Source organism: Arthrobacter sp. T572 (assembly GCF_056780115.1).
This window is the reverse complement of record NZ_JBRAZQ010000002.1, coordinates 1,600,391-1,621,913: the sequence shown is the minus strand read 5'-3', so window position 1 is coordinate 1,621,913 and position 21,523 is coordinate 1,600,391. Positions and strand designations below refer to the sequence as shown.

21 protein-coding genes are annotated in these 21,523 nt (G+C 64.7%); 12 read left to right on the top strand and 9 right to left on the bottom strand.

Translation table 11 applies throughout. From position 1 onward, the window contains the following. Positions 1-5: 5 nt before the first annotated feature. From ACUYMZ_RS08695 to ACUYMZ_RS08685, 3 genes are read right to left on the bottom strand one after another with little or no spacing between them, the layout of a single operon-like run. Positions 6-1,169 carry an acyl-CoA dehydrogenase family protein gene (locus ACUYMZ_RS08695; protein WP_442424188.1) on the bottom strand — a complete coding sequence of 388 codons (1,164 nt, stop codon included), beginning with the start codon at positions 1,167-1,169 and terminating at the stop codon, positions 6-8. After that, positions 1,166-3,277 (bottom strand): acetyl/propionyl/methylcrotonyl-CoA carboxylase subunit alpha, encoded by a 2,112-nt coding sequence (locus tag ACUYMZ_RS08690; RefSeq protein WP_481602778.1) that lies wholly within the window; start codon positions 3,275-3,277, stop codon positions 1,166-1,168. Before ACUYMZ_RS08690 ends, ACUYMZ_RS08695 begins: the two co-directional genes overlap by 4 nt. 2 nt (positions 3,278-3,279) lie before the next feature. Further along, positions 3,280-4,890, bottom strand: coding sequence for a carboxyl transferase domain-containing protein (locus tag ACUYMZ_RS08685; protein WP_481602777.1), 1,611 nt, complete (start codon positions 4,888-4,890; stop codon positions 3,280-3,282). A 131-nt stretch (positions 4,891-5,021) separates the two neighbouring features. On the opposite strand from ACUYMZ_RS08685, the gene ACUYMZ_RS08680 reads away from it, so the two are divergent. Both ACUYMZ_RS08680 and ACUYMZ_RS08675 read left to right on the top strand, forming a co-directional pair. Next, on the top strand, positions 5,022-5,726 hold the full coding sequence (locus tag ACUYMZ_RS08680) for an SACE_7040 family transcriptional regulator (RefSeq protein WP_481602776.1): 705 nt from the start codon (positions 5,022-5,024) through the stop codon (positions 5,724-5,726). 87 nt (positions 5,727-5,813) lie between these two features. Continuing rightward, entirely contained in the window at positions 5,814-6,686 is an 873-nt protein-coding gene (locus ACUYMZ_RS08675; RefSeq protein ID WP_481602775.1) for an NAD-dependent epimerase/dehydratase family protein, read from the top strand. A gap of 46 nt (positions 6,687-6,732) precedes the next feature. Here the strand turns inward: ACUYMZ_RS08675 and ACUYMZ_RS08670 are convergent, their stop codons facing one another. Genes ACUYMZ_RS08670 through pdhA form a run of 3 tightly spaced genes read right to left on the bottom strand, consistent with a single transcriptional unit; the run spans position 6,733 to position 10,318 of the window. After that, entirely contained in the window at positions 6,733-8,142 is a 1,410-nt protein-coding gene (locus ACUYMZ_RS08670; protein WP_481602774.1) for a dihydrolipoamide acetyltransferase family protein, read from the bottom strand. Continuing rightward, a complete protein-coding gene (locus tag ACUYMZ_RS08665) occupies positions 8,139-9,149 on the bottom strand; it encodes an alpha-ketoacid dehydrogenase subunit beta (RefSeq protein ID WP_426006756.1) in 1,011 nt (336 codons plus the stop codon). The genes ACUYMZ_RS08670 and ACUYMZ_RS08665 overlap by 4 nt, the downstream gene beginning before the upstream one ends. Continuing rightward, positions 9,149-10,318 (bottom strand): pyruvate dehydrogenase (acetyl-transferring) E1 component subunit alpha, encoded by a 1,170-nt coding sequence (gene pdhA / locus ACUYMZ_RS08660; protein ID WP_481602773.1) that lies wholly within the window; start codon positions 10,316-10,318, stop codon positions 9,149-9,151. Before pdhA ends, ACUYMZ_RS08665 begins: the two co-directional genes overlap by 1 nt. A 194-nt stretch (positions 10,319-10,512) precedes the next feature. Between pdhA and ACUYMZ_RS08655 the strand changes: the two genes are divergently transcribed. From ACUYMZ_RS08655 to ACUYMZ_RS08635, 5 genes are all read left to right on the top strand, one after another. Beyond that, entirely contained in the window at positions 10,513-10,983 is a 471-nt protein-coding gene (locus ACUYMZ_RS08655; protein ID WP_426006754.1) for an Lrp/AsnC family transcriptional regulator, read from the top strand. Positions 10,984-11,106: 123 nt separating this feature from the next. Beyond that, positions 11,107-11,808 carry a hypothetical protein gene (locus ACUYMZ_RS08650; protein WP_481602772.1) on the top strand — a complete coding sequence of 234 codons (702 nt, stop codon included), beginning with the start codon at positions 11,107-11,109 and terminating at the stop codon, positions 11,806-11,808. A 155-nt stretch (positions 11,809-11,963) separates the two neighbouring features. Beyond that, positions 11,964-12,371: a DUF4383 domain-containing protein gene (locus ACUYMZ_RS08645; RefSeq protein ID WP_426006752.1), complete on the top strand. Its 408-nt coding sequence runs from the start codon at positions 11,964-11,966 to the stop codon at positions 12,369-12,371. Positions 12,372-12,429: 58 nt separating this feature from the next. After that, on the top strand, positions 12,430-13,026 hold the full coding sequence (locus ACUYMZ_RS08640; RefSeq protein ID WP_481602771.1) for a hypothetical protein: 597 nt from the start codon (positions 12,430-12,432) through the stop codon (positions 13,024-13,026). Positions 13,027-13,103: 77 nt separating this feature from the next. Next, positions 13,104-14,123: a PHP domain-containing protein gene (locus tag ACUYMZ_RS08635; protein WP_481602770.1), complete on the top strand. Its 1,020-nt coding sequence runs from the start codon at positions 13,104-13,106 to the stop codon at positions 14,121-14,123. A gap of 63 nt (positions 14,124-14,186) precedes the next feature. Here the strand turns inward: ACUYMZ_RS08635 and ACUYMZ_RS08630 are convergent, their stop codons facing one another. Next, a complete protein-coding gene (locus tag ACUYMZ_RS08630) occupies positions 14,187-15,803 on the bottom strand; it encodes a solute symporter family protein (protein WP_426006749.1) in 1,617 nt (538 codons plus the stop codon). Continuing rightward, positions 15,800-16,180 (bottom strand): DUF485 domain-containing protein, encoded by a 381-nt coding sequence (locus ACUYMZ_RS08625; RefSeq protein WP_426006747.1) that lies wholly within the window; start codon positions 16,178-16,180, stop codon positions 15,800-15,802. Before ACUYMZ_RS08625 ends, ACUYMZ_RS08630 begins: the two co-directional genes overlap by 4 nt. Positions 16,181-16,375: 195 nt before the next feature. Between ACUYMZ_RS08625 and ACUYMZ_RS08620 the strand changes: the two genes are divergently transcribed. The 5 genes from ACUYMZ_RS08620 to ACUYMZ_RS08600 all read left to right on the top strand — a co-directional run bounded on the left by ACUYMZ_RS08620 (position 16,376) and on the right by ACUYMZ_RS08600 (position 20,932). Beyond that, positions 16,376-17,572, top strand: a complete 1,197-nt coding sequence (locus tag ACUYMZ_RS08620) for a sensor histidine kinase (protein WP_481602769.1) — start codon at positions 16,376-16,378, stop codon at positions 17,570-17,572. Positions 17,573-17,594: 22 nt separating this feature from the next. Further along, positions 17,595-18,314, top strand: coding sequence for a LytR/AlgR family response regulator transcription factor (locus tag ACUYMZ_RS08615; RefSeq protein ID WP_426006744.1), 720 nt, complete (start codon positions 17,595-17,597; stop codon positions 18,312-18,314). Continuing rightward, complete coding sequence (locus ACUYMZ_RS08610; protein WP_481602768.1) at positions 18,311-18,673, top strand: hypothetical protein; 363 nt, start codon at positions 18,311-18,313, stop codon at positions 18,671-18,673. Before ACUYMZ_RS08615 ends, ACUYMZ_RS08610 begins: the two co-directional genes overlap by 4 nt. Beyond that, positions 18,670-20,136 (top strand): sodium/solute symporter, encoded by a 1,467-nt coding sequence (locus ACUYMZ_RS08605; protein WP_426006742.1) that lies wholly within the window; start codon positions 18,670-18,672, stop codon positions 20,134-20,136. Before ACUYMZ_RS08610 ends, ACUYMZ_RS08605 begins: the two co-directional genes overlap by 4 nt. Positions 20,137-20,233: 97 nt before the next feature. Next, positions 20,234-20,932, top strand: coding sequence for a hypothetical protein (locus ACUYMZ_RS08600; protein WP_426006740.1), 699 nt, complete (start codon positions 20,234-20,236; stop codon positions 20,930-20,932). Here ACUYMZ_RS08600 and ACUYMZ_RS08595 read toward each other — a convergent pair. After that, positions 20,929-21,513, bottom strand: coding sequence for a DivIVA domain-containing protein (locus ACUYMZ_RS08595; protein ID WP_481602767.1), 585 nt, complete (start codon positions 21,511-21,513; stop codon positions 20,929-20,931). The two genes, ACUYMZ_RS08600 and ACUYMZ_RS08595, sit on opposite strands and share 4 nt — an antisense overlap. Between the last annotated feature and the right edge of the window lie 10 nt (positions 21,514-21,523).

Below are 21,523 nucleotides of genomic sequence, written 5' to 3'. Positions count from 1 at the left end.
TGCGGTTACAGACCCAGCTCGCGGGCGATGAGCATCAGCTGAACCTCCGTGGTGCCCTCCCCGACCTCAAGGATCTTGGAGTCCCGGTAATGCCGGGCCACGGTGAATTCGTTGATGAAGCCATAGCCGCCAAATACCTGGGTGGCATCCCGCGCGTTGTCCATGGCTGCCTCGCCTGCGACCATCTTAGCGATGGCCGCTTCGGTCTTGAACGGCTTGCCCGCCAGCATCCGGGCGGCAGCGTCGTAGTAGGCAAGGCGTGCGGTGTGGGCCCGGGCCTGCATGCGCGCGATCTTGAACTGGATGGCCTGGTACTTGGCGATGTTCTGCCCGAACGCGCTGCGTTCCTTGGCATACTTCACCGAGAGGTCCACGCAGCCCTGGGCTGCCCCGGTAGCAAGCGCGGCAATGGCGATGCGGCCCTCGTCCAAAATGGAGAGGAAGTTGGCGTAGCCGCGGCCGCGCTCACCCAGCAGGTTGGCTTCCGGGACGCGGACGTTGTCCAGTGTCAGCGGGTGGGTGTCGGAGGCGTTCCAGCCCACCTTGTTGTACGGCTTCTCCGCCTTGAAACCGGCGGTGTCCGTGGGAACCAGGATGGTGGAGATCTCCTTCTTAACGGTCCCGTCCGGGCGTTCTTCCTTTCCGGTGACCGCCGTGACCGTTACCAGCCTGGTGATGTCCGTGCCGGAGTTGGTGATGAACTCCTTGTTGCCGTTGATGACCCATTCGCCATCTTCCACATGGGCGTGGGTCTTGGTACCACCGGCGTCCGAGCCTGCTTCCCTCTCGGTCAGTCCGAAGCCTGCGAGCGCCTGGCCCGACGCCAACTGCGGAAGCCACTGTTGTTTCTGCTCGTCCGTGCCGAAGCGGTAGACAGGCATGGCCCCCAGCGATACACCGGCTTCGAGGGTGATGGCCACGGACTGGTCCACCCGGCCCAGTTGTTCCAGGGCCAGGGCGAGGGCGAAGTAGTCCCCGCCCATGCCTCCGTACTCCTCGGGGAAGGGCAAGCCAAAGAGGCCCATCTCCCCCATCTGCTTCACTACCTCGTACGGAAAGCTGTGCTCTTCGTCGTGCTTGGCTGATACGGGAGCCACCACGTCGTCCGCGAATTCGCGGACGGAGTCGCTAAGGTCCTGGTATTCATCCGAAAGGTCGAACGTGCTCATGGCTGGACTTCCTTGTCTGTGGTGGCGTCTGCAACGTGAATGGTGGCCAGGACCTGGTCGGCTTTGACGAGGTCGCCGGTTTTGATGGTCAGGCGAACGGTTCCCGCAACGGTCGCCGCCAACTGGTGTTCCATCTTCATGGCTTCGACGGCCAGCAGTACCTGGCCCTCTTCCACGGGGTCCCCGTCCGCCACGGAGACGGAGACCACCGTTCCCGGCATCGGCGAGCGCACTTCGGGATCGGCTGCGCCTTCCTGGCGTGCGATCCCGGCCAGTATCCGCTTGAGGCGTTCGGCGCGATCCAGGATTCCGAGGCGGCAGGACCACCCGTCGTTGCCCAGGTGCAGGACGCCGGTTTCCTGGCCCACGGCAAAGGTGGCCGGAACGCCGTCGATCTCCAGGACCAGCCGCCCTCCGTCCACGGAGGTCACCGCAACGGGTGCGGCCTCCTGCCTGACGTCCGGTCCGCGGTCGACGACTACCCTCAAACCGTCCTGCTGGTCAGTCACCGCGACGGTCGCCATGCTGCCGTCGGGAAGGCCAAACGACGTTGTCCATGCAGCCGGCGCCCCTACGCGCCAAGAGTCGGGCGCAGCCCACGCGTCTCCGGCATGCCTGAAACCTTGCCGCTGCAACCACAGGAATACCGCCGCCGCCGTCAGTTCGTTCGCTCTGACGTGCCTGAACGCCATGCCCTGCAGCTTGCGCTCGATCAGCCCCGTGTCCAGATGACCGGCCCGGACGTCGGGGTCGTTGACCAGCAGGCGCAGGTACTCCACGTTGGTATCGAGCCCGAGCAGGGTGTAGTCCGCCAGGGCGGCATCCAGTGTGTCCAGGGCCGTTCGCCGGTCCGGGCCCCAGGCGATGACCTTGGCGAGCATGGGGTCGTAGTCCCCGGTAACCTGCAGGCCTGGCAGAAGCGCTGAATCGATCCGGACGTTGTCGCCGCCGCCGGCTTCGTCGAGGGCGACAACCCGTCCCATGGAGGGCATGAAATTCCGTTCGGGCACCTCCGCGTAAACGCGCGCCTCCACCGCGTGGCCATTAAGCACGACGTCGGACTGCGCCAGCGTGAGCACCTCACCGGCCGCGATGCGCACCTGCCATTCCACGAGGTCGACGCCTGTCACCATTTCGGTGACAGGGTGTTCCACTTGCAGGCGGGTGTTCATCTCCATGAAGAAGAACTCGTCGGGGTGTTCATCGGAGACCAGGAATTCCACAGTTCCGGCGCCACTGTAGTTCACCGATCGTGCGGCGTTGCAGGCCGCCTGCCCAATTTCGGCCCGCCGTGCTTCTCCGTCCGGAAGCGAGGCGAAGAGCGCTGATGGTGCTTCCTCGATGACTTTTTGGTGGCGGCGCTGGAGTGAGCACTCACGCTCGCCGAGATGGATGACGTTTCCATGGTTATCGGCCAGGATCTGGACCTCAATGTGCCGGGGTGAGCGCACCAGCCGTTCCAGGAAGAGCGTGTCATCGCCGAAAGCGGCGGCGGCAACGCGACGGGCCGTTTTCAACGTGGCGGGGAGGTCTTCCGGGTTCTCCACGACGTGCATGCCCTTGCCCCCGCCTCCTGCTGAGGGCTTGATGAGGAGCGGGAATCCGACGCCCGGGGCTGCTTCGATCAGGTCCTCGTCAGTCAGGCCGGGCTTCGCGATTCCGGGGGTACAGGGCACGCCGTAGCCCATCACGTGGTTCTTGGAGCGGATCTTGTCGCCCATGATGTCCAGCGCTTCAATACCCGGACCGATGAACGTGATCCCTGCCTTGTCCAGGGCCCTGGCGAACTCAGCGTTTTCGGACAGGAAACCATATCCGGGATGGACGGCCTCGGCACCTGTCCGGCGGCAGGCGTCGATGATCGCCTCGATTTTGAGGTAGCTGTCGCCGGGCGCTGTTCCGCCGATCGCTACCGCGGTGTCCGCGAGCGCCACGTGCTTGGCGTGCTTGTCCGCGTCTGAATAGACGGCGACGGAACGGATGCCGAGGTCTTTCAGCGTAGCGATGACCCTGCAGGCTATCTCACCGCGGTTGGCCACGAGGACAGCCGCGAAAGGCCGCCTGGTGGATTGCTGCAAAGGGATTGTTGTGGTTGCCGGCACGGTCATGGTCACATCCTGAAGAGGCCGAAGGAGGTCGCGGGCAGTTGCCGGCGGGAAACGACATCGAGGGCCATGCCCAGGACGCGGCGGGTGTCCGCGGGATCGATGATTCCGTCGTCCCACAACCGTGCTGTTGAGTAGTAGGGGCTCCCCTGGTCCTCGTATTGCTGCCGGATCGGTGCTTTGAAGGCTTCCTCGTCTTCGGCGGACCAGTCCTCCCCTGCCGCGGCCAGCTGGTCCCGTTTCACAGTTGCCAGGACACTCGATGCCTGGTTGCCGCCCATGACCGAGATGCGGGCCGCCGGCCACATCCACAGGAACCGCGGCGAGTAGGCGCGGCCGCACATGGAGTAGTTCCCCGCACCAAAACTGCCGCCAATGACCACCGTGAGTTTGGGGACCCGCGCGGTCGCCACGGCAGTGACCATCTTGGCGCCGTTCTTGGCGATGCCGCCCTGTTCATAGTCCTTGCCGACCATGAAGCCGGACAGGTTCTGCAGGAAGACCAGCGGGATGCCGCGCTGGTCGCAGAGCTCGATGAAGTGGGCCCCTTTGAGGGAGGATTCGCTGAAGAGCACGCCGTTGTTGGCCACGATGCCCACCGGGTGTCCATGCAGGTGCGCGAAGCCGGTGACCAGTGTGGTGCCGTATTCCTTCTTGAACTCGTGGAACTGCGATCCGTCAACGATCCGTGCGATGACCTCCCGGACGTCGTACTGGGCATTGACGTCCGTGGGAACCACACCGTACATGCCCGCGGGATCGACGACGGGCGGCAGGACGACGTCGAGCACGTCCCAGGCCGGCGGGGCCGGCTTGGGTAACGTCGCCACAATGTCGCGGACAATCTCCAGCGCATGCTGGTCGTTCTCCGCAAGGTGGTCCGCCACCCCGGAGATCTTCGCGTGGACATCGCCGCCACCCAGCTCCTCTGCCGTGACAATCTCGCCAATGGCGGCTTTCACCAGGGGCGGTCCACCCAGGAAGATGGTGCCCTGGTTGCGGACGATCACGGTCTCATCACTCATGGCAGGGACGTACGCACCGCCCGCCGTGCAGGAGCCCATGACGGAGGCAATCTGGGGGATCATCGCCGCAGACATCCTGGCCTGGTTGTAGAAGATGCGGCCGAAGTGCTCCTTGTCCGGAAACACCTCGTCCTGCTTCGGCAGGAACGCTCCACCGGAGTCCACAAGGTAGATGCACGGAAGATTGTTCTCCAAGGCGATTTCCTGGGCCCGGAGGTGCTTTTTGACGGTCATGGGATAGTAGGTCCCGCCCTTGACCGTGGCATCGTTCGATATGACCAGGACGTGACGGCCGTGGACGAGCCCGATGCCGGCAATTACTCCAGCGCCGGGCGAGTCATCGTTGTACATTCCGTAGGCTGCCAGGGGTGCGATCTCCAGGAAGGGGCTGCCCTCGTCCAGCAGGTAATCGATGCGTTCACGGGGTAGAAGCTTGCCGCGGGCGATGTGCCGCTCCCTCGATTTTTCCGGACCGCCCAGCGCCGCCTTGCCGAGCCGCTCCTTCAATTCCCGGACGAGCGCAAGCTGCTTTTCCATGGTGGCCTCAAAGGAACCGGTGTTGGCTCCTGCCACGCTGGCGATTGTCTCCATCGACCACTGATCCATTCCCGGCCCTGCCGATACCCGCCAAACCATTTCGGTTAGTGCCCCATAACTGAAATTTAGGTTAGTCTGGATTAACTGTGATGTCCAGCACAGTGCGGGTGTGCCAAGGAGGAAGAATGACCGGAGCTTCCCCCACAGGTGTGAACGGAACCCGCGCCGATATCCAGGGCGGTCGCAGTGCCACGACCCAGCGCAGCCAGGCCAAGGAGGAACGGCGTGCCGCGCTGCTGTCCGCGGCGGCCGGTCTTTTTGCCGAATACGGCTACAGCCAGGTCTCCCTGGAGGACCTTGGCGCTGCCGCAGGAGTCAGCGGCCCTGCCGTGTACCGGCATTTTTCCGGCAAGCGGGCAGTGTTGGGCGAGCTCCTGTTGAGCGTCAGCCGCGATTTGCTTAGTGGCGGGCGGACCGTTGCAGCTGAGGCGGGAGATTCGTCAAAGGCACTGCGGGACCTCGTTTCCTTCCACGTGGACTTCGCGCTGAGGAATCCTGAGGTCATCCGCGTCCAGGACCGCGACTTTGGGAGCCTCAGCGACCAGGACCAGGCGGAGGTCAGGTCCCTTCAGCGCGCCTATGTGGAAGTGTGGGTGGAGGTCCTGGGCCACATCCATGCCGGGACGGAGGCTGCCGACCTCCGCGTCCGCGCCCACGCAGCTTTTGGCCTGATCAATTCCACTCCGCATTCCGTCCGGCAGCACGGCCGCAGAATCGCTGCAAGCTCCGCCCGCCCGATCCTGGAACACATGGCCGTGGCAGCGTTGCTGGCCAAGCACCCCGGGGGGACTGACATGCCTGGGACTCACAGGGCCAGGTTCAAGGGCTGAAACCCGGTACCGGCGCCCATAGGCTGGATCACACTGCAGTTTTGCAACGGAAAAGCCATGGGTCAGAGCCACATCAAGGAGCGCATCATGAAGATTGCCGTGACGGGCGGAAGCGGGAAACTGGGCAGGAGCGTGGTCCGGCGGTTGACGCAGGATGGCCATCACGTTTTCAACCTGGACCGGGACGGCCGGCGGGGCGCGGGCTTTGTCACCGTAGACCTTCGCGACTATGGGCAGGCAGCAGATGTGATCCTGGGCCTGGACGACCGGCACAGCGGCCTCGACGCGGTGGTCCACTTGGCCGCAATACCCGCACCGGGCCTTGCACCGGACGCCGCGATCTTCCACAACAACATGCTCTCCACCTACAACGTGTTCCAGGCGGCCCGCCGGGCCGGGATCAAGAAGGTGGTGTACGCCTCCAGCGAGACGGTGCTCGGGCTTCCTTTCGACATCGATCCGCCGTACATTCCGGTCGATGAGGAGTTTGCCGCCCGGCCGGAAAGCACATATTCCCTGGTCAAGCACCTTGAAGAGCAGATGGCTGTCCAGCTCACCCGCTGGGACCCGGACCTCAGTATCACGGCGTTGCGGTTCTCCAACGTCATGGATCCCGAGGACTACGATGCGTTCCCGTCTTTCGACGCCGACCCGGCCCTCCGCAAGTGGAACCTGTGGGGCTACATCGATGCCAGGGACGGCGCCCAGGCCGTTGCCCTGGCCCTCCAGCACGGCCTGCCAGGGTTCGAGGCCTTCATCATCGCGGCCGCGGACACCGTCATGACCCGAAGCAGCGCCGGGCTGGCGGCGGAAGTGTTTCCCGGCGTCGAGGTTTTGAAGGAACTGGGCCGGCACGAAACCATGCTGTCCATCGACAAGGCCCGAAGGCTCCTGGGTTTCGAGCCGGAACATACGTGGCGGACGGTGCACAGCAACAGGACGACCCCCACCGAGGACTAAAGCCGGGCCTGGGCTGCCACCGCGGTGGGCAGCCCAGGCCAACCGCTCAGACCATGGTCATGACCATGCCGGGATCGGAGAGAATGGCGCCCACATCGGCGAGGAAGCGGGACCCTTGCTCGCCATCCACCAGGCGGTGGTCGAAGGACAGGCTCAGGGACATGACCTGCCGGACCGCCAGTTCGTCATCCACCACCCAGGGGGCTTTCCTGACCGAACCGAGGGCCAGGATCGCGGCCTCGCCCGGGTTCAGGATCGGCGTCCCGGCATCGATGCCAAAAACACCGATGTTGGTGATGGAGATGGTGCCACCGGAAAGCTCCGCCGGCGTTGTCTTTCCGGCGCGGGCAGTGTCGGTCAGTTCAGCAATGGCCGAGGCCAGTTCCCGCAGCGGCAACTGGTCGGCGTCCTTGATGTTCGGCACCGTCAGTCCCCGCGGCGTGGCCGCCGCAATGCCGAGGTTGACGTAGTTGAACTGAACGATCTCCTGCCGTTCCCCGTCCCAGCGGGAGTTCAGGGTGGGGTTGTTCCGCAGCGCGATCAGGACAGCCTTCGCGGCAAGGGTCAGCGGCGTGAGCTTTAAGCCCTCGAAGGTCTTGCTTCCCTTGAGCCGGGCCAGCAAGTCCATGCCGGCGGTGACGTCGATCGTGAGGAACTCCGTAACGTGTGGTGCCGTGAAGGCACTTTCCACCATGGCGGCCGCGGTGAATTTCCGAACCCCCTTGATGGGGATGCGGGTTTCCCGTCCTTCTGACAGAGCCGGCCCTGCACCAGCGGTTTCCGGCGCGTCGGCGGTGAAACTCCTGACGTCTTCCCTCGTGATGAGGCCTCCAGGCCCGGTGCCGGGTACCGAGGCAAGGTCGATGCCCAGGTCCCGGGCAAGTTTGCGTACCGGCGGGGTGGAGCGCGGCCGTTCGGCCGGCGTTCCGGCCACCCCGGCCTCCTGCGCTTCGGGGCCGGGAAGCGTTGCCCCGGCCTTTCCCAGGACGCGCGCCCGGCGGGTCGGCCTCCCGCCCTGTTCGATCACTGCGCCATAGCCCACCAGGTTCGGCTCGCGTTGCGCGGGGGCACCCACGGGCCGGGTTACCGGGGCTGCTTCAGCTTCCTGGTCCACGACGGCGGATTGGTCGCCGGTGTCTGCCGCCCCGCTGACCGCTGCTGGTGCTGCTCCGCCGGCAGGGCTGCCGCCGTTGGAGGACCCGGCGTCGTCCACTTCAAAAGAGACGATGGGCTTGCCGACTTCCACCACTGTCCCCGGCTGTTCGTGCAACGCCGCGACCTTGCCCGCAAACGGAGACGGCAGTTCCACCACTGCCTTGGCCGTTTCCACCTCGGCGATCACCTGGTTCAGGGTCACGGTATCCCCCACCGCCACCTTCCAACTCAGGATCTCCGACTCGGTCAGGCCTTCACCAAGGTCCGGAAGCCTGAATTCCTTGATCATGGCGGCGGTCATCCTTCCAGTCCACTCAGCGAGTTGGGGCGGCCAAGGGTGCGGTCCACACCATCCAGGATCCTGTCCAGGTCAGGAAGATGGTGCATTTCCAGCTTGGAGTACGGGTAGGGCACGTCGAAGCCCGTGATCCTGACGGGTGCAGCTTCCAGATAGTTGAAGCAGCGCTCGGTGATGCTGGCGGCGATTTCAGCGCCCAACCCGCCGGACTGGCCGGCTTCATGGGTGATCACCAAACGGCCCGTCTTGCGGACTGACGCCTCCACCGCGGGGTAGTCCACGGGGGCCAGCGAGCGGAGGTCGATGACCTCCACCGACACACCTTCGTCGGCCGCCGCCTGGGCCGCGTCCCGGGCGGTCTTGACCAACGGACCGTATGCAACCAGCGTGACATCGGTCCCCTGGTTCACCACCGCCGCCTTGTCCATTGGCAGGGCAGCGGACAACTCCAGGGACTCGTCCACATCTCCCTTGTCGTGGTAGCGGCGCTTGGGTTCGAAATACAGCACCGGGTCGTCACTGGCGATGGCCTGCTGGATCATGGTGTAGGCATCCTGGGGATTGGAGACCGCCACAACGCGGAGCCCCGAGGTGTGCGTGAAGTACGCCTCCGGGGACTCGGAGTGGTGTTCGGGTGAGCCGATGCCGCCGCCGAACGGGATGCGGATGGTTATGGGCATCTTTACCCGCCCCTGGGTCCTGTAGTGCATCTTGGCAACCTGGCTGACGATTTGGTCGAAAGCGGGATACACGAACCCGTCGAACTGGATCTCGCAGACCGGCCGGTAGCCGCGATAGGCAAGACCCACGGCAGTTCCGACAATTCCCGATTCTGCCAGCGGGGAATCTATGACCCGGTGCTTGCCGAAATCCTTCTGCAGACCGTCGGTGATGCGGAAGACACCGCCCAAAGCGCCGATGTCCTCACCGATCAGGACCACTTTGGGATCGTTCTCCAGTGACTTGCGAAGGCCTGCATTGATGGCCCGGGCAAACGTGAGCTTGGACATCAGCGTGCACCTTCCTCGGCGGTTTCATTGAAGCTGTTCAGGTAACGCGCGTAGTGGTCCTTTTGGCGTTCGATCCAGGAATTGGGCGTGCTGTACACGTGGTTGAAGACGTCCAGGGGTTCCGGGTCCGGCATGTTGATGCAGCCTGACCGCAACTGGGCTGCCACGGCATCGGCGGAAGCCTTGACCTTTGCTTCCAGGTCTTCGGTCAGCAACCCCTTGGCTTCCAGGAGCTTGCGGATCCTGAGAATCGGATCCTTCGCAGCCCAGTCTTCGAGTTCGTTCGCATCCCGGTACCGGGTGGGATCGTCTGCCGTGGTGTGCGGCCCCATCCTGTACGTGACGGCTTCTATGAAGGTCGGGCCGCCGCCGTTGCGTGCCCGGTCAAGCGCCAGGCGGGTCGCGGCCATGACGGCCAGGACGTCATTGCCGTCAACGCGCATGCTGGGGATGCCGAACCCGTTGGGCCGGTCGGCCAGCTGGACCTGGGACTGCACCCGCACGGGTTCCGAGATGGCCCAATGGTTGTTCTGGCAAAAGAAAACCACGGGTGCCTGGAAGCTGGCGGCGAAGACCATGGCCTCGTTCACGTCACCTTCGCTGGTGGCGCCGTCGCCAAAGTACGCCAGGACAGCGGTGTTTGCTCCGTCCAACTGGATGCCCATGCCGTAGCCCGTGGCGTGGAGGCTCTGGGATCCGATGATGATCTGGGGCGTGGCCATGTTGATGCGCTGGGGGTCCCAGCTGTAGGACGCGTTGCCGCGCCATACTTTGACAATTTCCTCGACCCGGGCACCCCGGATGTAGGCAACCCCGCTCTCCCGGTAGCTGGGGAACACGAAGTCGTCGTCCCGCAGGGAGCGGCTGGAGCCGATCTGTGCGGCTTCCTGGCCCAGGAGCGGCGGCCACAAAGCCAGTTCTCCTTGCCGCTGCAGGGCGGTGGCCTCCGTGTCAATGCGACGGATAACCACCATGTCCTCGAACAGGGAGGCAAGGTGCTCATCGCCGATGTCTTTGACCCAGAGATCGAATTCGGGGTGGCTGATCCGTTCCCCTTCCGGTGAAACCAGCTGGAGCAGATCGCCTCCAGTCCTGAGTGGACTGTGTGCACTTTGCCTAGGGCCCCGGGCGGCGCTTTGCGCTCCCTTGCCCGCCTTATCCGTCAACACAGGTGATCGCACCCTTCCGGCTCGTTTGTGTCGGCTTCGCTGCACTTGTGGTGCAGCCGCAGACCGACGCCCCGGCTCCTTCGCCGGGGTTATTTGTGACCCTACTCACAAGATGCAGGCGGTACAACTGTCAGGGCTGGAATTGAGCATTGTGCCATGTCACGGACGGCTAGGCCGTGCTAATCTTGCGCATTATGCAACCCTTGGATGGCACTGATACCCGGCTGCTCTCCGCCATGGCCAAGGACCCCCGGGGTACTGTGGTGGCCCTCGCGCAGAAGCTGGGCCTGTCCCGGAACACCGTTCAGGCCCGCATGGCGCAACTGGAAAAGAAGCACGCCTTCCTGTCCTTTGAACGGCGGATCAACCCTGTTGCCCTCGGCTACCCGTTGACAGCGTTCATTACAGTGCATGTGCAACAGCAGAAGCTTGCCTCGCTGGCCCGGGAACTGGCCGACATCCCCGAGATCCTGGAGGGCTTCGGACTGACGGGATCTGCCGACCTGCTCCTCCGCGTCGTCGCACTGGACGCCGAGGATCTCTTCCGGATCAACGGAAAGATCCTGGCCTGTGACGGCGTGGACCGGACGGATACTGCCCTGGCCATGCGGGAAATGATTCCCTACCGGGTCCAGCCCTTGCTGGGCCGGCACTCAGAGGCCTGAAGGGCGGTGGGTCGTGTTGCCTCCGTGACTCTCCATGCGATTTGATTCAAGGGACGCATCGGGGGCCGGCCAGAGGACCCCGGCTAGGGTGGCGCTGCCGCAGGCCGCCGAAAGGGGCACACAGTGAGCAACCCGCAGGAACCCAACGCGCACCAGGGGCAGCCCGGCCAGAACCCGCCACCCGTTCCACCGGCGCCTGGGTACCCGCCGCACAACGCAGGGGCCCCGCAGTGGCAACAGCCGCCGTCGTCCGCTGCTCCCGGGCAAGGCCCTGCCTACGGCGACCCGAACGCCGCGCCCTACGCCCAGGGCCAATACCAGCCCGGGCAGCCCGGGCAGTACGGCCAGTACCAGCCCGGGCAGTACGGGCAGCCGCATTATGGGCAGCAACCCCCGTCCGGAAAGAGCCGGAAAGTGCTCTGGATCGTGCTGGGGATCGTGGCCGGCGTTATTGTGCTGGCGGTCGTGGGCGTGCTCCTGCTGGTCAACGTGGTAGGCAACTCGACATCCAAGGCCCGCTCCCTGGCCGATGAGTTCACCACGCTCGTGGTCTCCGGCCAGACCGAAGAAGCCTACGATACCTACCTCCACCAGGCCTTGAAGGACGAGTTGGACAAACAGTCCTTCATCGACGGCATTGCCAGCCTTGAACTTGATGACTCCTGCAAACCCAATTACAACTCGGTCAGCGTGAACTCCGAGAACGGCAGCAACAAGGCAGACATTGCCGGAACCCTGCAGTGCACGGGCAAGACGATCGATTTGAGGTACGTCTTCGAAGGCACCGACGACCTCAAGATGAGCAGCATCCGCCTGCGCCCGTAGCGTCGTCGCACCACACGACCGGCTGGTGCCGGAAAAATAATCAGTGAACTGACCCATCCACGGCAACGCATGATCCGAACCACTGGCTGAGAGCCCCGCCCGGGGCTTTGTTCAAAGGCCGGTCAGACCCCGGCCAGCACCGAAAGGTTCGGACCATGCGTACTTCGCCCAATCGCTTGATCGCCACCATCTTCGGAGCCGTGTACCTCCTGGTAGGCGTGCTCGGATTCTTCGTTACGTCGGGAACCGGGTTCTTCGCCACCGAGGGGGCAACCCTGATCATCTTCGCGGTCAACCCGCTGCACAACATCATCCACCTCGCCATCGGCGCAGCGCTCCTGTACGCCGGACTGAACAGCGTCACGCTGGCCAAGGGAGTCAACACCACGGTTGGCGGTGTCTACCTGCTGGTTGGCGTCCTGGGCCTCTTCCTGGTGGGAAGCCCGCTGAACATCATCGCCCTCAACGGAGCGGACAACGTCCTGCACCTCGCCAGCGCCGTGGTTCTCCTGGGTGTTGCCCTGTCCCAGGACAAGGCCGTCGTTGCTTCTGCCCGCGCCTAGGCAGGACGCAGGTCTGGTGACAGTCGACTCGGGGACCACCACGCGGGAGGACAGGCCGATGACGGAACCACACCATCCAACGTTGAAGGCATCGGCGCTGTTGTTCGCCTGTTTCGCTGCCATGGCTGCAGGGATGGTGGAGCTGTCGCTCGCTGCCGGCTACCTGGCCGGCAGCGGCACGTTCCCAGGTGGCGCAGCCACGCCGGCAGCAGGCGTAGCCACCTTGGCTGCCGGACTGGGCCTGATGGCCTGGGCCTTGATGGCGCTCCATCGAAACTCCCTCGTTCTTCCCAGGGTGGTCAAGCCCGCCCTGGCAGCGGCCGCGGCAGGACACCTCCTGGTGCTGGCCGTCGGGCCGGAAGCGGGCAGTTCGACAGGAATCAGCCACCTCACCGCGCTCTGCCTGGTTCTCATGGCACTCGCCGGAGCCGGCTGGCTGGACCGGCAGAAAAAGACCAACGACGGCGGCGCCCACGGCCAGCCGAGGACCGGGCGGCTTTTGGCGGCCGCTTTCGGAGCCGCCGTCGTTGTTGCCTCGGTTGCCACCCCGGGCCTGGCCGCGTCGATGGCGGGCCAGTACGCCGTTCCCCACGGGGAACACGGCCAGGCACCGCAACCAGGCAACCAGATACAAATCCCCAGCCACCACCACTAGGTGGTCCGGCCCGGACCGGCGCGCCGTCGGCATTGCCCACTGTTTGATGGCGCGCCGCGTTCGTGGATCATGGAGCCATGGATCCCGTAGAGGCGCTCGACGAAATTTCCTTTTGGCTCGAACGCAGCCTGGCCCCCGCGTTCAAAGTCCAGGCTTTTCGAAAAGCGGCCGACGCCGTGCGGCAGCTTTCGCCCGGACAGCTGGCTTCGCTGGTGGCTTCGGGACGGATCACGAGCGTCAAGGGAGTCGGCAACCGCAGCGCAGAGGTCATCACCCAGGCTTTGGAAGACCGGGTCCCCGATTACCTTGCCGATCTTCGCCAGCGCGGAGCCGAGCCGTTGGCATCGGGTGGACATGGCCTCCGGGAAAAGCTCCGCGGCGACCTCCACAGCCACAGCAACTGGTCTGACGGCGGATCGCCGATCGAAACCATGGTGGCCGCGGCCAAGACATTGGGCCGCGAGTACCTGGCCCTCACCGACCACTCCCCCAACCTGACGATCGCCAATGGCCTGAGCGTCGAACGGCTCGAATCCCAGCTTGCCGTGGTAGAAGAGATCAACCAGCAGCATGAGGGTTTCCGTCTGCTCAAAGGCATAGAAGTGGACATCCTGGAAGACGGCACGCTGGACCAGACACCGGAAATGCTGGACCAGCTCGACGTCGTGGTGGCCAGCGTCCATTCGAAGCTCCGCTCGGACCGGAAGACCATGACCGGGCGGATGCTGGGCGGCATCCGGGATCCCCACACCAACGTCCTCGGCCACTGCACCGGCCGCCTCGTGCAGGGCTCCCGCGGGACCCGGCCTGAATCCGAGTTCGACGCCGCCAAGGTGTTCAAGGAATGTGCCGAGTGGGGCGTCGCCGTCGAAATCAACTCACGGCCCGAGCGGCAGGATCCGCCCGATCATCTGATCGCCATGGCCCTTGATGCGGGCTGCCTCTTCAGCATCGACAGTGATGCGCACGCCCCGGGACAGCTCGACTTCCTCCAATACGGGGCCGAACGCGCCGAGGCAGCGGGCGTTCCCCGGGAGAGGATTGTCACCACCTGGCCGCTGGCGCAACTGCGGGAATGGCTCAGCTTGAAGAAGTAGCCGGTCCATGCAGAGGGGCTCCTCCTGCCGTGCGGCAGGAGAAGCCCCTCTGGTCTTTGCAGGCTAGTGGTCCACCGCCTTTTCGGCTCCCACGCCTGTCAGCGAGCGCACTTCCATCTCGGCCTGTTTGGCCTGGTCCTCGCGCCGCTTGTCCAGGACGGTGCCCAGCCAGCCAAGGAAGAAGGCCAACGGGATGGACACGATGCCGGGGTTGCTGAGCGGGAAGAAGGCGAAGTTGGCGCCCTGGATCATGGACGTCTTGGCGCCGGACACCACGGGCGAGAACGTGATCAGCAGGATCGCCGAGGCCAGGCCGCCGTACATGCTCCAGACCGCTCCCTGCGTGGTGAACTTCCGCCAGAACAGCGAGTAGACGATCGTGGGCAGGTTGGCCGAGGCTGCTACAGCGAAGGCGAGCGCCACCAGGAACGCCACGTTTTGTCCGTTGGCGAAAATGCCGCCCAGGATGGCCAGGACGCCGATGACTACCACCGTGCGCCGGGCGACCTTCACTTCCGTGGTGGCGTCGGCCTTGTCCTTGGCGATGACGTTCGCGTAGATGTCGTGGGCAAAGGATGCAGCGGCGGTGATGGTCAAGCCGGCTACCACTGCGAGGATGGTGGCGAAGGCTACTGCGGAGATGAAGCCGAGCAGGAGCGGTCCGCCGAGGTGGAAGGCCAGCAGCGGTGCTGCGGAGTTCACACCGCCCGGGGCCGTCCGGATGGTTTCGGCACCAACCAGGGCCGCGGCGCCGTAGCCAAGCACCAGGGTGAACAGGTAGAACAAGCCGATGAGCCAGATGGACCACACCACGGATTTGCGGGCTTCCTTGGCGGTAGGCACGGTGTAGAAGCGCATCAGTACGTGCGGGAGGGCTGCCGTTCCAAGGACCAACGCAAGTCCCAGGGACATGAAGTCCAGCTTGGAAGTCTCGGTCTTTCCGTACTGGAGTCCGGGGTTCAGGACTGCCGGGTTGTTCGCTGCCTCGGCCGCCGACCCCAGGAGACTCGAGAGGTTGAAGCCGTAGATGGCCAGGACCCACGCGGTCATCACCGCAGCGCCCGCGATCAGCAGGATGGCTTTGATGATCTGCACCCAGGTGGTGCCTTTCATGCCGCCGATAAGGACGTACATGATCATGAGGGCGCCGACGACGATGATCACCAGGGCCTGTCCGCCCCAGTCGCTGATGCCCAGCAGGAGTGAAATAAGGCTGCCGGCACCGGCCATCTGGGCGAGAAGGTAGAAGAAGCACACGGCCAGGGTGGACAGTGCGGCCGCGATCCGGACGGGACGCTGGCGAAGGCGGAAGGACAAAACGTCGGCCATGGTGAACTTGCCGGTGTTCCGCAGGAGCTCGGCTACCAGGAGCAGGGCCACCAGCCAGGCCACCAGGAAGCCGATCGAGTAGAGGAAGCCGTCATATCCATTGATGGCGATCGCGCCGGTGATGCCCAGGAATGAGGCTGCTGAAAGGTAGTCGCCGGCGATCGCGGTGCCGTTCTGGGACCCTGTGAAGGAACGGCCTGCCGCGTAGTAGTCCGCCGCCGTCTTGTTGTTCCGGCTGGCCCTGAACACAATAACCATCGTGACCAGGACAAACAGGGCGAAGATGCCCATGTTGAGCAGGGTGGTGTCCTGCAGCGCCGCAACGTTCACGGCAGGGACGAGTGTCTTCATTTCCTGGCTCCCTTGATGGCGTTGCCGTCCTTGTCGAATTCGTGGCCCTCGATCTCGTGCCGGATCTCGGCCGCGATCGGATCAAGCTTCCTGTTGGAGTAGCTCACGTACCAAGCCGTGATGCCGAACGTGCTGACGAACTGCAGCAGGCCCAAAATCAGCCCGATGTTGATGTTGCCCCACACTTTGATGGACATGAACTCCACCGCATAGTCGGCCAACAGGACGTAGGCGAAGTACCACAGCAGGAATGCCGCTGCCATGGGGAAGACGAAACTCCGATGCCTCTTGCGCAGTGTCTTGAACCGCTCCGTTTGCTGGACTTCCTGAAAGTCCACCGACGCCGTGGCGTCCTGGGGTTGGGCCTCATTACCCATGGTTCCTCCTGGTTGTGATCTCTCCACATCGGCTCACGCGCCTTGCCAATGTGACTGCAATCACTATCGAACGTGCCCTGCGGAGTGTTCCAGCATCCGGGGCACCACGGTCGCTCAACGGTCGCGATGCTGCGGCAAACGGCAGGGCCGGCGCCGGTTCGCTTGTTGTCCGCGGCTTTTGGCTACTCTGTGTCTATGCCTGACTCCCCGCTTTTCACCACCGCCGCCATCTCGGTCATCGTGCTGGCCGTGGCCGTCGTCGTCGGGGTCGGCCTCAAGGTGATCCGTTCCTTCCGGGACCTGGGCACCGACGCCGAGCGGGCCACGTACAACACCCTCCATGCCGCCTCGCGCGCAGGCCAGCACCTTCGGAGCGGACTGCAGCCTGCCGGTGCGGCCAAGGCCAGCAAACAGTTGCGGTCGCTCCTGGCATGCGATGCCCTGGCCATAACGGACACCACTTCGGTCCTGGCATGGGATGGAGCGGGGGAAGAACTGCGGCCGGACCTGATGCGCCTGGCCGCAGACGTCCTGGCGACCGGGCGGACAGCAGTCGTCCCCCACGCCGGGGCGCGGGCGGCACCGGGAAGCGGCCATCACGATTTCAGCGCTGTCATTGCACCGATCCGGGCCGGATCCCGGGTGGTGGGCTCGGTCGCCGCCTTGGCCCCTTCCGCGGGCGCCGGGCTCGTCCGGGCCACCAGCGAGGTGGCCGACTGGATCGCTGCCCAGGTGGAACTCGCCGAGCTCGAAGCGTCCCGGACCCTGCTGATGGAGGCGGAAGTCAGGGCACTCCGGGCGCAGATCAGCCCGCACTTCATCTACAACTCATTGAACGCGATCGCCTCCTTCATCAACACCGATCCCGCACGGGCCCGGGAACTTGTGGTGGAGTTCGCTGACTTCACCCGCTATTCGTTCCGCAGGCACGGGGACTTCACCACGCTGGCTGAGGAACTGCGATGCATTGACCGCTACCTGCTCCTGGAACGGGCACGCTTCGGCGAACGCGTCCAGGTCAGCCTCCGGATCGCCCCGGAAGTCCTGAGTACCGTCATTCCGTTCCTCAGCCTGCAGCCACTGGTGGAGAACGCCGTCCGGCACGGCCTTGAAGCCAAGGAAGGCCCCGGCCATATCACCATTTGCGCCAACGATTCCGGGGCGTTCGCTGAAGTCACCATCGAGGACGACGGCGTGGGCATGGACCCGGAGCATCTGCGCTCGGTGCTCGCCGGACATACGGACGGCGACCATGTTGGCCTGCGCAACGTCGACGCACGCCTCCGCCAGGTGTACGGCGACGACCACGGCCTCGTGATAGAAACCGCACCGGACGAAGGAACGCTGATCACCATGCGGGTCCCCACGTCCCAGCCCGGCCATGACGCCTGAAGCGCGGGGCTAATCTATAACCATGATCAACGTGCTCGTCGCCGACGACGAACTTCCAGCCGTGGAGGAACTTGCCTTCCTGCTGGGCAGGGATGAGCGCATCGGCGCCATCCACCGTGCGTCTTCAGGTGCCGAGGCCCTACGGACGCTGGAATCGGAAACAGTGGACGCCGTGTTCCTGGACATCCACATGCCGGCACTGTCCGGGCTGGACATCGCCCGGGCCATTGCGCGCAGCAGCAACCCGCCCGCCGTCGTGTTCGTCACCGCGGACGAAGACTGTGCCCTGGAAGCTTTCGACCTCGCGGCCATTGACTACCTGCTCAAACCGCTGCGGGCGGAGCGGCTTGCCCGCTCGGTGGACCGGATCAGCGACCTCATCAAGGATGGTACGCCCGCCCCTGAGATGATCACCGTGGATCTGGGAGGAACCACCAGGATGATCCGGCGGGACGATGTCCTTTACGTCCAGGCACAGGGAGATTACGCACGGCTCCATACAGCCGAAGCCAGCTACCTCATCCGCGTTCCCCTCAGCGACCTCGAACAGAAATGGGCCGGGGCGGGCTTCCTCCGCATCCACCGCAGCTACCTCGTGGCGCTGGGCCACGTGGGCCATCTCAAGCTGGCAGCATCGGGCCCGAGCGTGACCGTGGCAGGAGCCGAGCTTCCCATCAGCCGGCGCCACCTGCCCTCGGTCCGGGACAAGTTGCAATCCACCCGGATCCGGCCCCAAGGATGACCCGGGTCAGGGTTACTGCCCCGCGGCAGGCGGCCCCGCCGGTTCCCGTCCGTCTCCCGCATGGGAGCGACGTCAGCGAAGATTCGGACGCAGGCCAGGTGTTCATCCGTTCCCTGATCAGGTCGCAGCTGCGGCTCGCCCTGGTGGTCGGGTGCGGCTTCCTGGTCATCCTGGGCGCCTTTGCCCTCATGCTCGTCTACGGTCCGGGCGTTGCGGAGACACGCATCCTGGGCATACCGCTGGACTGGCTTTTGCTGGGTGCCGGGGTCTATCCCGTGATCGGGATCAGTGCGTGGTTCTTCAACCGCGCCGCCGCGCGGAATGAAGCACGCTACCGCGACCTGGTGGAGGACAAGTGAATCCGGCGGTCGGGTTGACAGCGTTCCTCGCCGTGTCCATCACGACGGCGGTCATCGGCTTTTACGGTCTGCGCATCTCCCGGACAACGGGCGATTTCTATGTTGCCTCGCGGACCGTGCCGCCCTGGTGGAACGCCTCGGCCATCGGCGGTGAGTACTTGTCGGCTGCCAGCTTCCTGGGTGTTGCCGGACTGATCCTGCTGTCCGGGACAGACGCCCTGTGGTTCCCTGTCGGGTACACGGCCGGGTACCTGATGCTGCTCCTCTTCGTCGCTGCCCCCTTGAGACGGTCGGGGGCCTACACGATCCCCGACTTCACAGAGGCCCGTCTCGACTCCCGCGCGGTCCGCCGCATCACCAGCCTGGTCGTGGTGGCCGTCGGTTGGTTGTACATCGTCCCGCAACTCCACGGCGCAGCCTTGACCATCCGGATCACCACGGGTCTGCCCTCCTGGGCAGGTTCGACGGCGGTCGTAGCAGTCGTGTGCCTCACGGTGGTGGCAGGTGGCATGCGCTCGATTACCTTTGTCCAGGCCTTCCAGTATTGGCTGAAGCTCACCGCCTTGGCCGTACCGGTGGTGTTCGTGCTCCTGGTCCTCGCAGGAAACGGCGCACTCCCCCAAGCCGGGCTGCCCGTCAATCCCACCGGCCAACCGGCGGCCAGCGCCTACCAGAACATCTCGCTGATGGTGGCCCTGCTCTTCGGAACGCTGGGCCTGCCCCACGTCCTGGTGCGGTTTTACACAAACCCCGATGGCCAGTCCGCACGGCGCACCACGCTGATCGTCCTGGGACTGTTGTCCGTGTTCTACCTCTTTCCCACCGTGTCGGGGGCAGTTGGCAGGATGTTCGCGCCGGACCTGGCGCAGGCGGGCCAGGCGGATGCCCTGGTCCTGCTGCTGCCCGGGAGGATCGTCGGTGGCGTGGCCGGCGACCTGCTCTCCGCCCTCGTCGTAGCCGGGGCATTCGCAGCCTTCCTGTCCACGACGTCCGGACTCGTCGTCTCACTCTCCGGCGTCATCAGCCAGGACCTCTTTGGAGGAAGCGTCAAAGGTTTCCGGCTCGCGGCGGTGCTTGCCGCCGTCGTGCCTCTGGGCTTTGCGTTCATGACCGACTCGCTGGCCCTGGCCGGAAGCGTGGGCCTGGTCTTTGCCTTCACCGCCTCCACCATCTGCCCGGTCCTCCTGCTGGGAATCTGGTGGCGGGGCCTGACCGACGTGGGGGCAATCAGCGGCATGGTCACGGGCGCCTTGCTCTGCGGCGGCGCCATGGTGGTCGGTACCGTGCTGGGTTCGGTGGCCGCGCCTGCCTGGCTGGCCCAGCCCGCCGCCTGGACCGTACCCGCTGCGTTCGCCGTGACCGTAGCTGTTTCCCTCGCGACCAAGGACAGGATCCCGGGTTCCGTCAACAGGGTCATGTCGAGGCTGCACGTACCGGAGCGGCCGGTCGCCACCGAGAGGTAGCGGGTTAACCGCTTGAACGCCGCCGTGCCTGAACATGTTGTCCGGGCCGGTTGTTTGGCCAGTTGTTTAGGCAGTGCGCAGGGTGGACAATGACGCCATGTCCGAGGAACCGGGAACTACCAGTCCCGAACCACCGGCAATCTCCCCCGGCGTGCGGGCGCAATTGCTGGCCACCGAGCACTGGAGCCTGCTCGCCTCGCGAAGTACCACCCAGGGCGAGGTCCTCACCCGGATCAGCATGTTCCTGACGTTCACCTCGGCGAGCCTTCTGAGCGTGGCTTTGGTAGGCAATGCCACCCAGTTTTCCGAGGCATTCCGGGCCTTTGCGCTGACCATCCTCGGCATCGACGTGGCCGTGGGACTCCTGACCCAGATCAGGGTGATCAATGTGGGCATGGAGGACCTCATGTATGTCCTGGCCATGAACAGGCTGCGGGCGGCCTACGTTGAGCTGGACCCTGGAATGGCCCGGTATATGATGGCCGGTTACCACGACGACGAAGCCGGTTCCAACCGAACCTACTACTTCCTGGGAGGACGGACGGCCTTCAGCCAGGTGGCAGGCAGCAGCATGATGTTCATGATGACGGCTAACGCGGCCCTGCTGGCATTGCTGCTCGGTTCGGTACTGACCGTGCTGGGCCTGCCTGCCGCTGCCGCGGTGACCGCCGCGATCCTCGTGGCACTGGGCTTTTTCATGGTGTCGCTGCTGAGAGGCAAGCGCCTGTATGACGGCGTCTGGAAAGCCAACCCGCCAATATCGCCGACTCCGTCCACGCCGACGGAGCGCTCCTAGTCGATCGCGGCCATCAGTTCGACGACCCGGTCCAGGAAGGCGTCCACCTGGGCTTCTTCGTAACCTTCATCGCCCTTGGCCGCACGGAAGACAGCGCGCCTGACGGCGTCGACGCTCAATTGCTGGTCATGCTCAAGGTAGCCGATGAGCTGGCTGCACAGGGCATCGACGTCTTCAATGTTGTAACTGCGGGTGCGCTTCCTGGCCGGGCGGCGGAACCGTTCGCCGTCGGGCCGGTGAAGCCGGCCCCGCAGGATGCCCGAAAGCTTGCCGATCTGGCGCAGCCACGCTTCCTCTCCCTGACTGCTGATGAGGTCGTCCCTCTCACGCCGGGCGAAGGCGTCCTCCAGGCGGTCCAGGGCGGCGTCCACGCTGTGCGCGTCATAGCCGCCTTTGACGGGGTCGAAGGCTACGTCACGGACATCAGTGCTGGCCACAGGGTCCGCCGCACCGGCAGGGTCTTCGAACGATGCCCTGGCACGTCCAAGGAAGGCATCAACCTGCTTGGCGTTGTAGCCGTATTTGCTGCGCTCCACGCGCTCGAACGTTGCCGGAATCTGGCGTCGAATATCCAAAGCCACTACTTATCCT

Excerpts from the sequence above, each read along its gene's own strand:
- ACUYMZ_RS08695 (WP_442424188.1), bottom strand. The coding sequence starts at position 1,169 with ATGAGCACGTTCGACCTTTCGGATGAATACCAGGACCTTAGCGACTCC.
- ACUYMZ_RS08690 (WP_481602778.1), bottom strand. The coding sequence starts at position 3,277 with ATGACCGTGCCGGCAACCACAACAATCCCTTTGCAGCAATCCACCAGG.
- ACUYMZ_RS08685 (WP_481602777.1), bottom strand. The coding sequence starts at position 4,890 with ATGGAGACAATCGCCAGCGTGGCAGGAGCCAACACCGGTTCCTTTGAG.
- ACUYMZ_RS08680 (WP_481602776.1), top strand. The coding sequence starts at position 5,022 with ATGACCGGAGCTTCCCCCACAGGTGTGAACGGAACCCGCGCCGATATC.
- ACUYMZ_RS08675 (WP_481602775.1), top strand. The coding sequence starts at position 5,814 with ATGAAGATTGCCGTGACGGGCGGAAGCGGGAAACTGGGCAGGAGCGTG.
- ACUYMZ_RS08670 (WP_481602774.1), bottom strand. The coding sequence starts at position 8,142 with ATGACCGCCGCCATGATCAAGGAATTCAGGCTTCCGGACCTTGGTGAA.
- ACUYMZ_RS08665 (WP_426006756.1), bottom strand. The coding sequence starts at position 9,149 with ATGTCCAAGCTCACGTTTGCCCGGGCCATCAATGCAGGCCTTCGCAAG.
- ACUYMZ_RS08655 (WP_426006754.1), top strand. The coding sequence starts at position 10,513 with ATGCAACCCTTGGATGGCACTGATACCCGGCTGCTCTCCGCCATGGCC.
- ACUYMZ_RS08645 (WP_426006752.1), top strand. The coding sequence starts at position 11,964 with ATGCGTACTTCGCCCAATCGCTTGATCGCCACCATCTTCGGAGCCGTG.
- ACUYMZ_RS08640 (WP_481602771.1), top strand. The coding sequence starts at position 12,430 with ATGACGGAACCACACCATCCAACGTTGAAGGCATCGGCGCTGTTGTTC.
- ACUYMZ_RS08635 (WP_481602770.1), top strand. The coding sequence starts at position 13,104 with ATGGATCCCGTAGAGGCGCTCGACGAAATTTCCTTTTGGCTCGAACGC.
- ACUYMZ_RS08630 (WP_426006749.1), bottom strand. The coding sequence starts at position 15,803 with ATGAAGACACTCGTCCCTGCCGTGAACGTTGCGGCGCTGCAGGACACC.
- ACUYMZ_RS08625 (WP_426006747.1), bottom strand. The coding sequence starts at position 16,180 with ATGGGTAATGAGGCCCAACCCCAGGACGCCACGGCGTCGGTGGACTTT.
- ACUYMZ_RS08620 (WP_481602769.1), top strand. The coding sequence starts at position 16,376 with ATGCCTGACTCCCCGCTTTTCACCACCGCCGCCATCTCGGTCATCGTG.
- ACUYMZ_RS08615 (WP_426006744.1), top strand. The coding sequence starts at position 17,595 with ATGATCAACGTGCTCGTCGCCGACGACGAACTTCCAGCCGTGGAGGAA.
- ACUYMZ_RS08610 (WP_481602768.1), top strand. The coding sequence starts at position 18,311 with ATGACCCGGGTCAGGGTTACTGCCCCGCGGCAGGCGGCCCCGCCGGTT.
- ACUYMZ_RS08600 (WP_426006740.1), top strand. The coding sequence starts at position 20,234 with ATGTCCGAGGAACCGGGAACTACCAGTCCCGAACCACCGGCAATCTCC.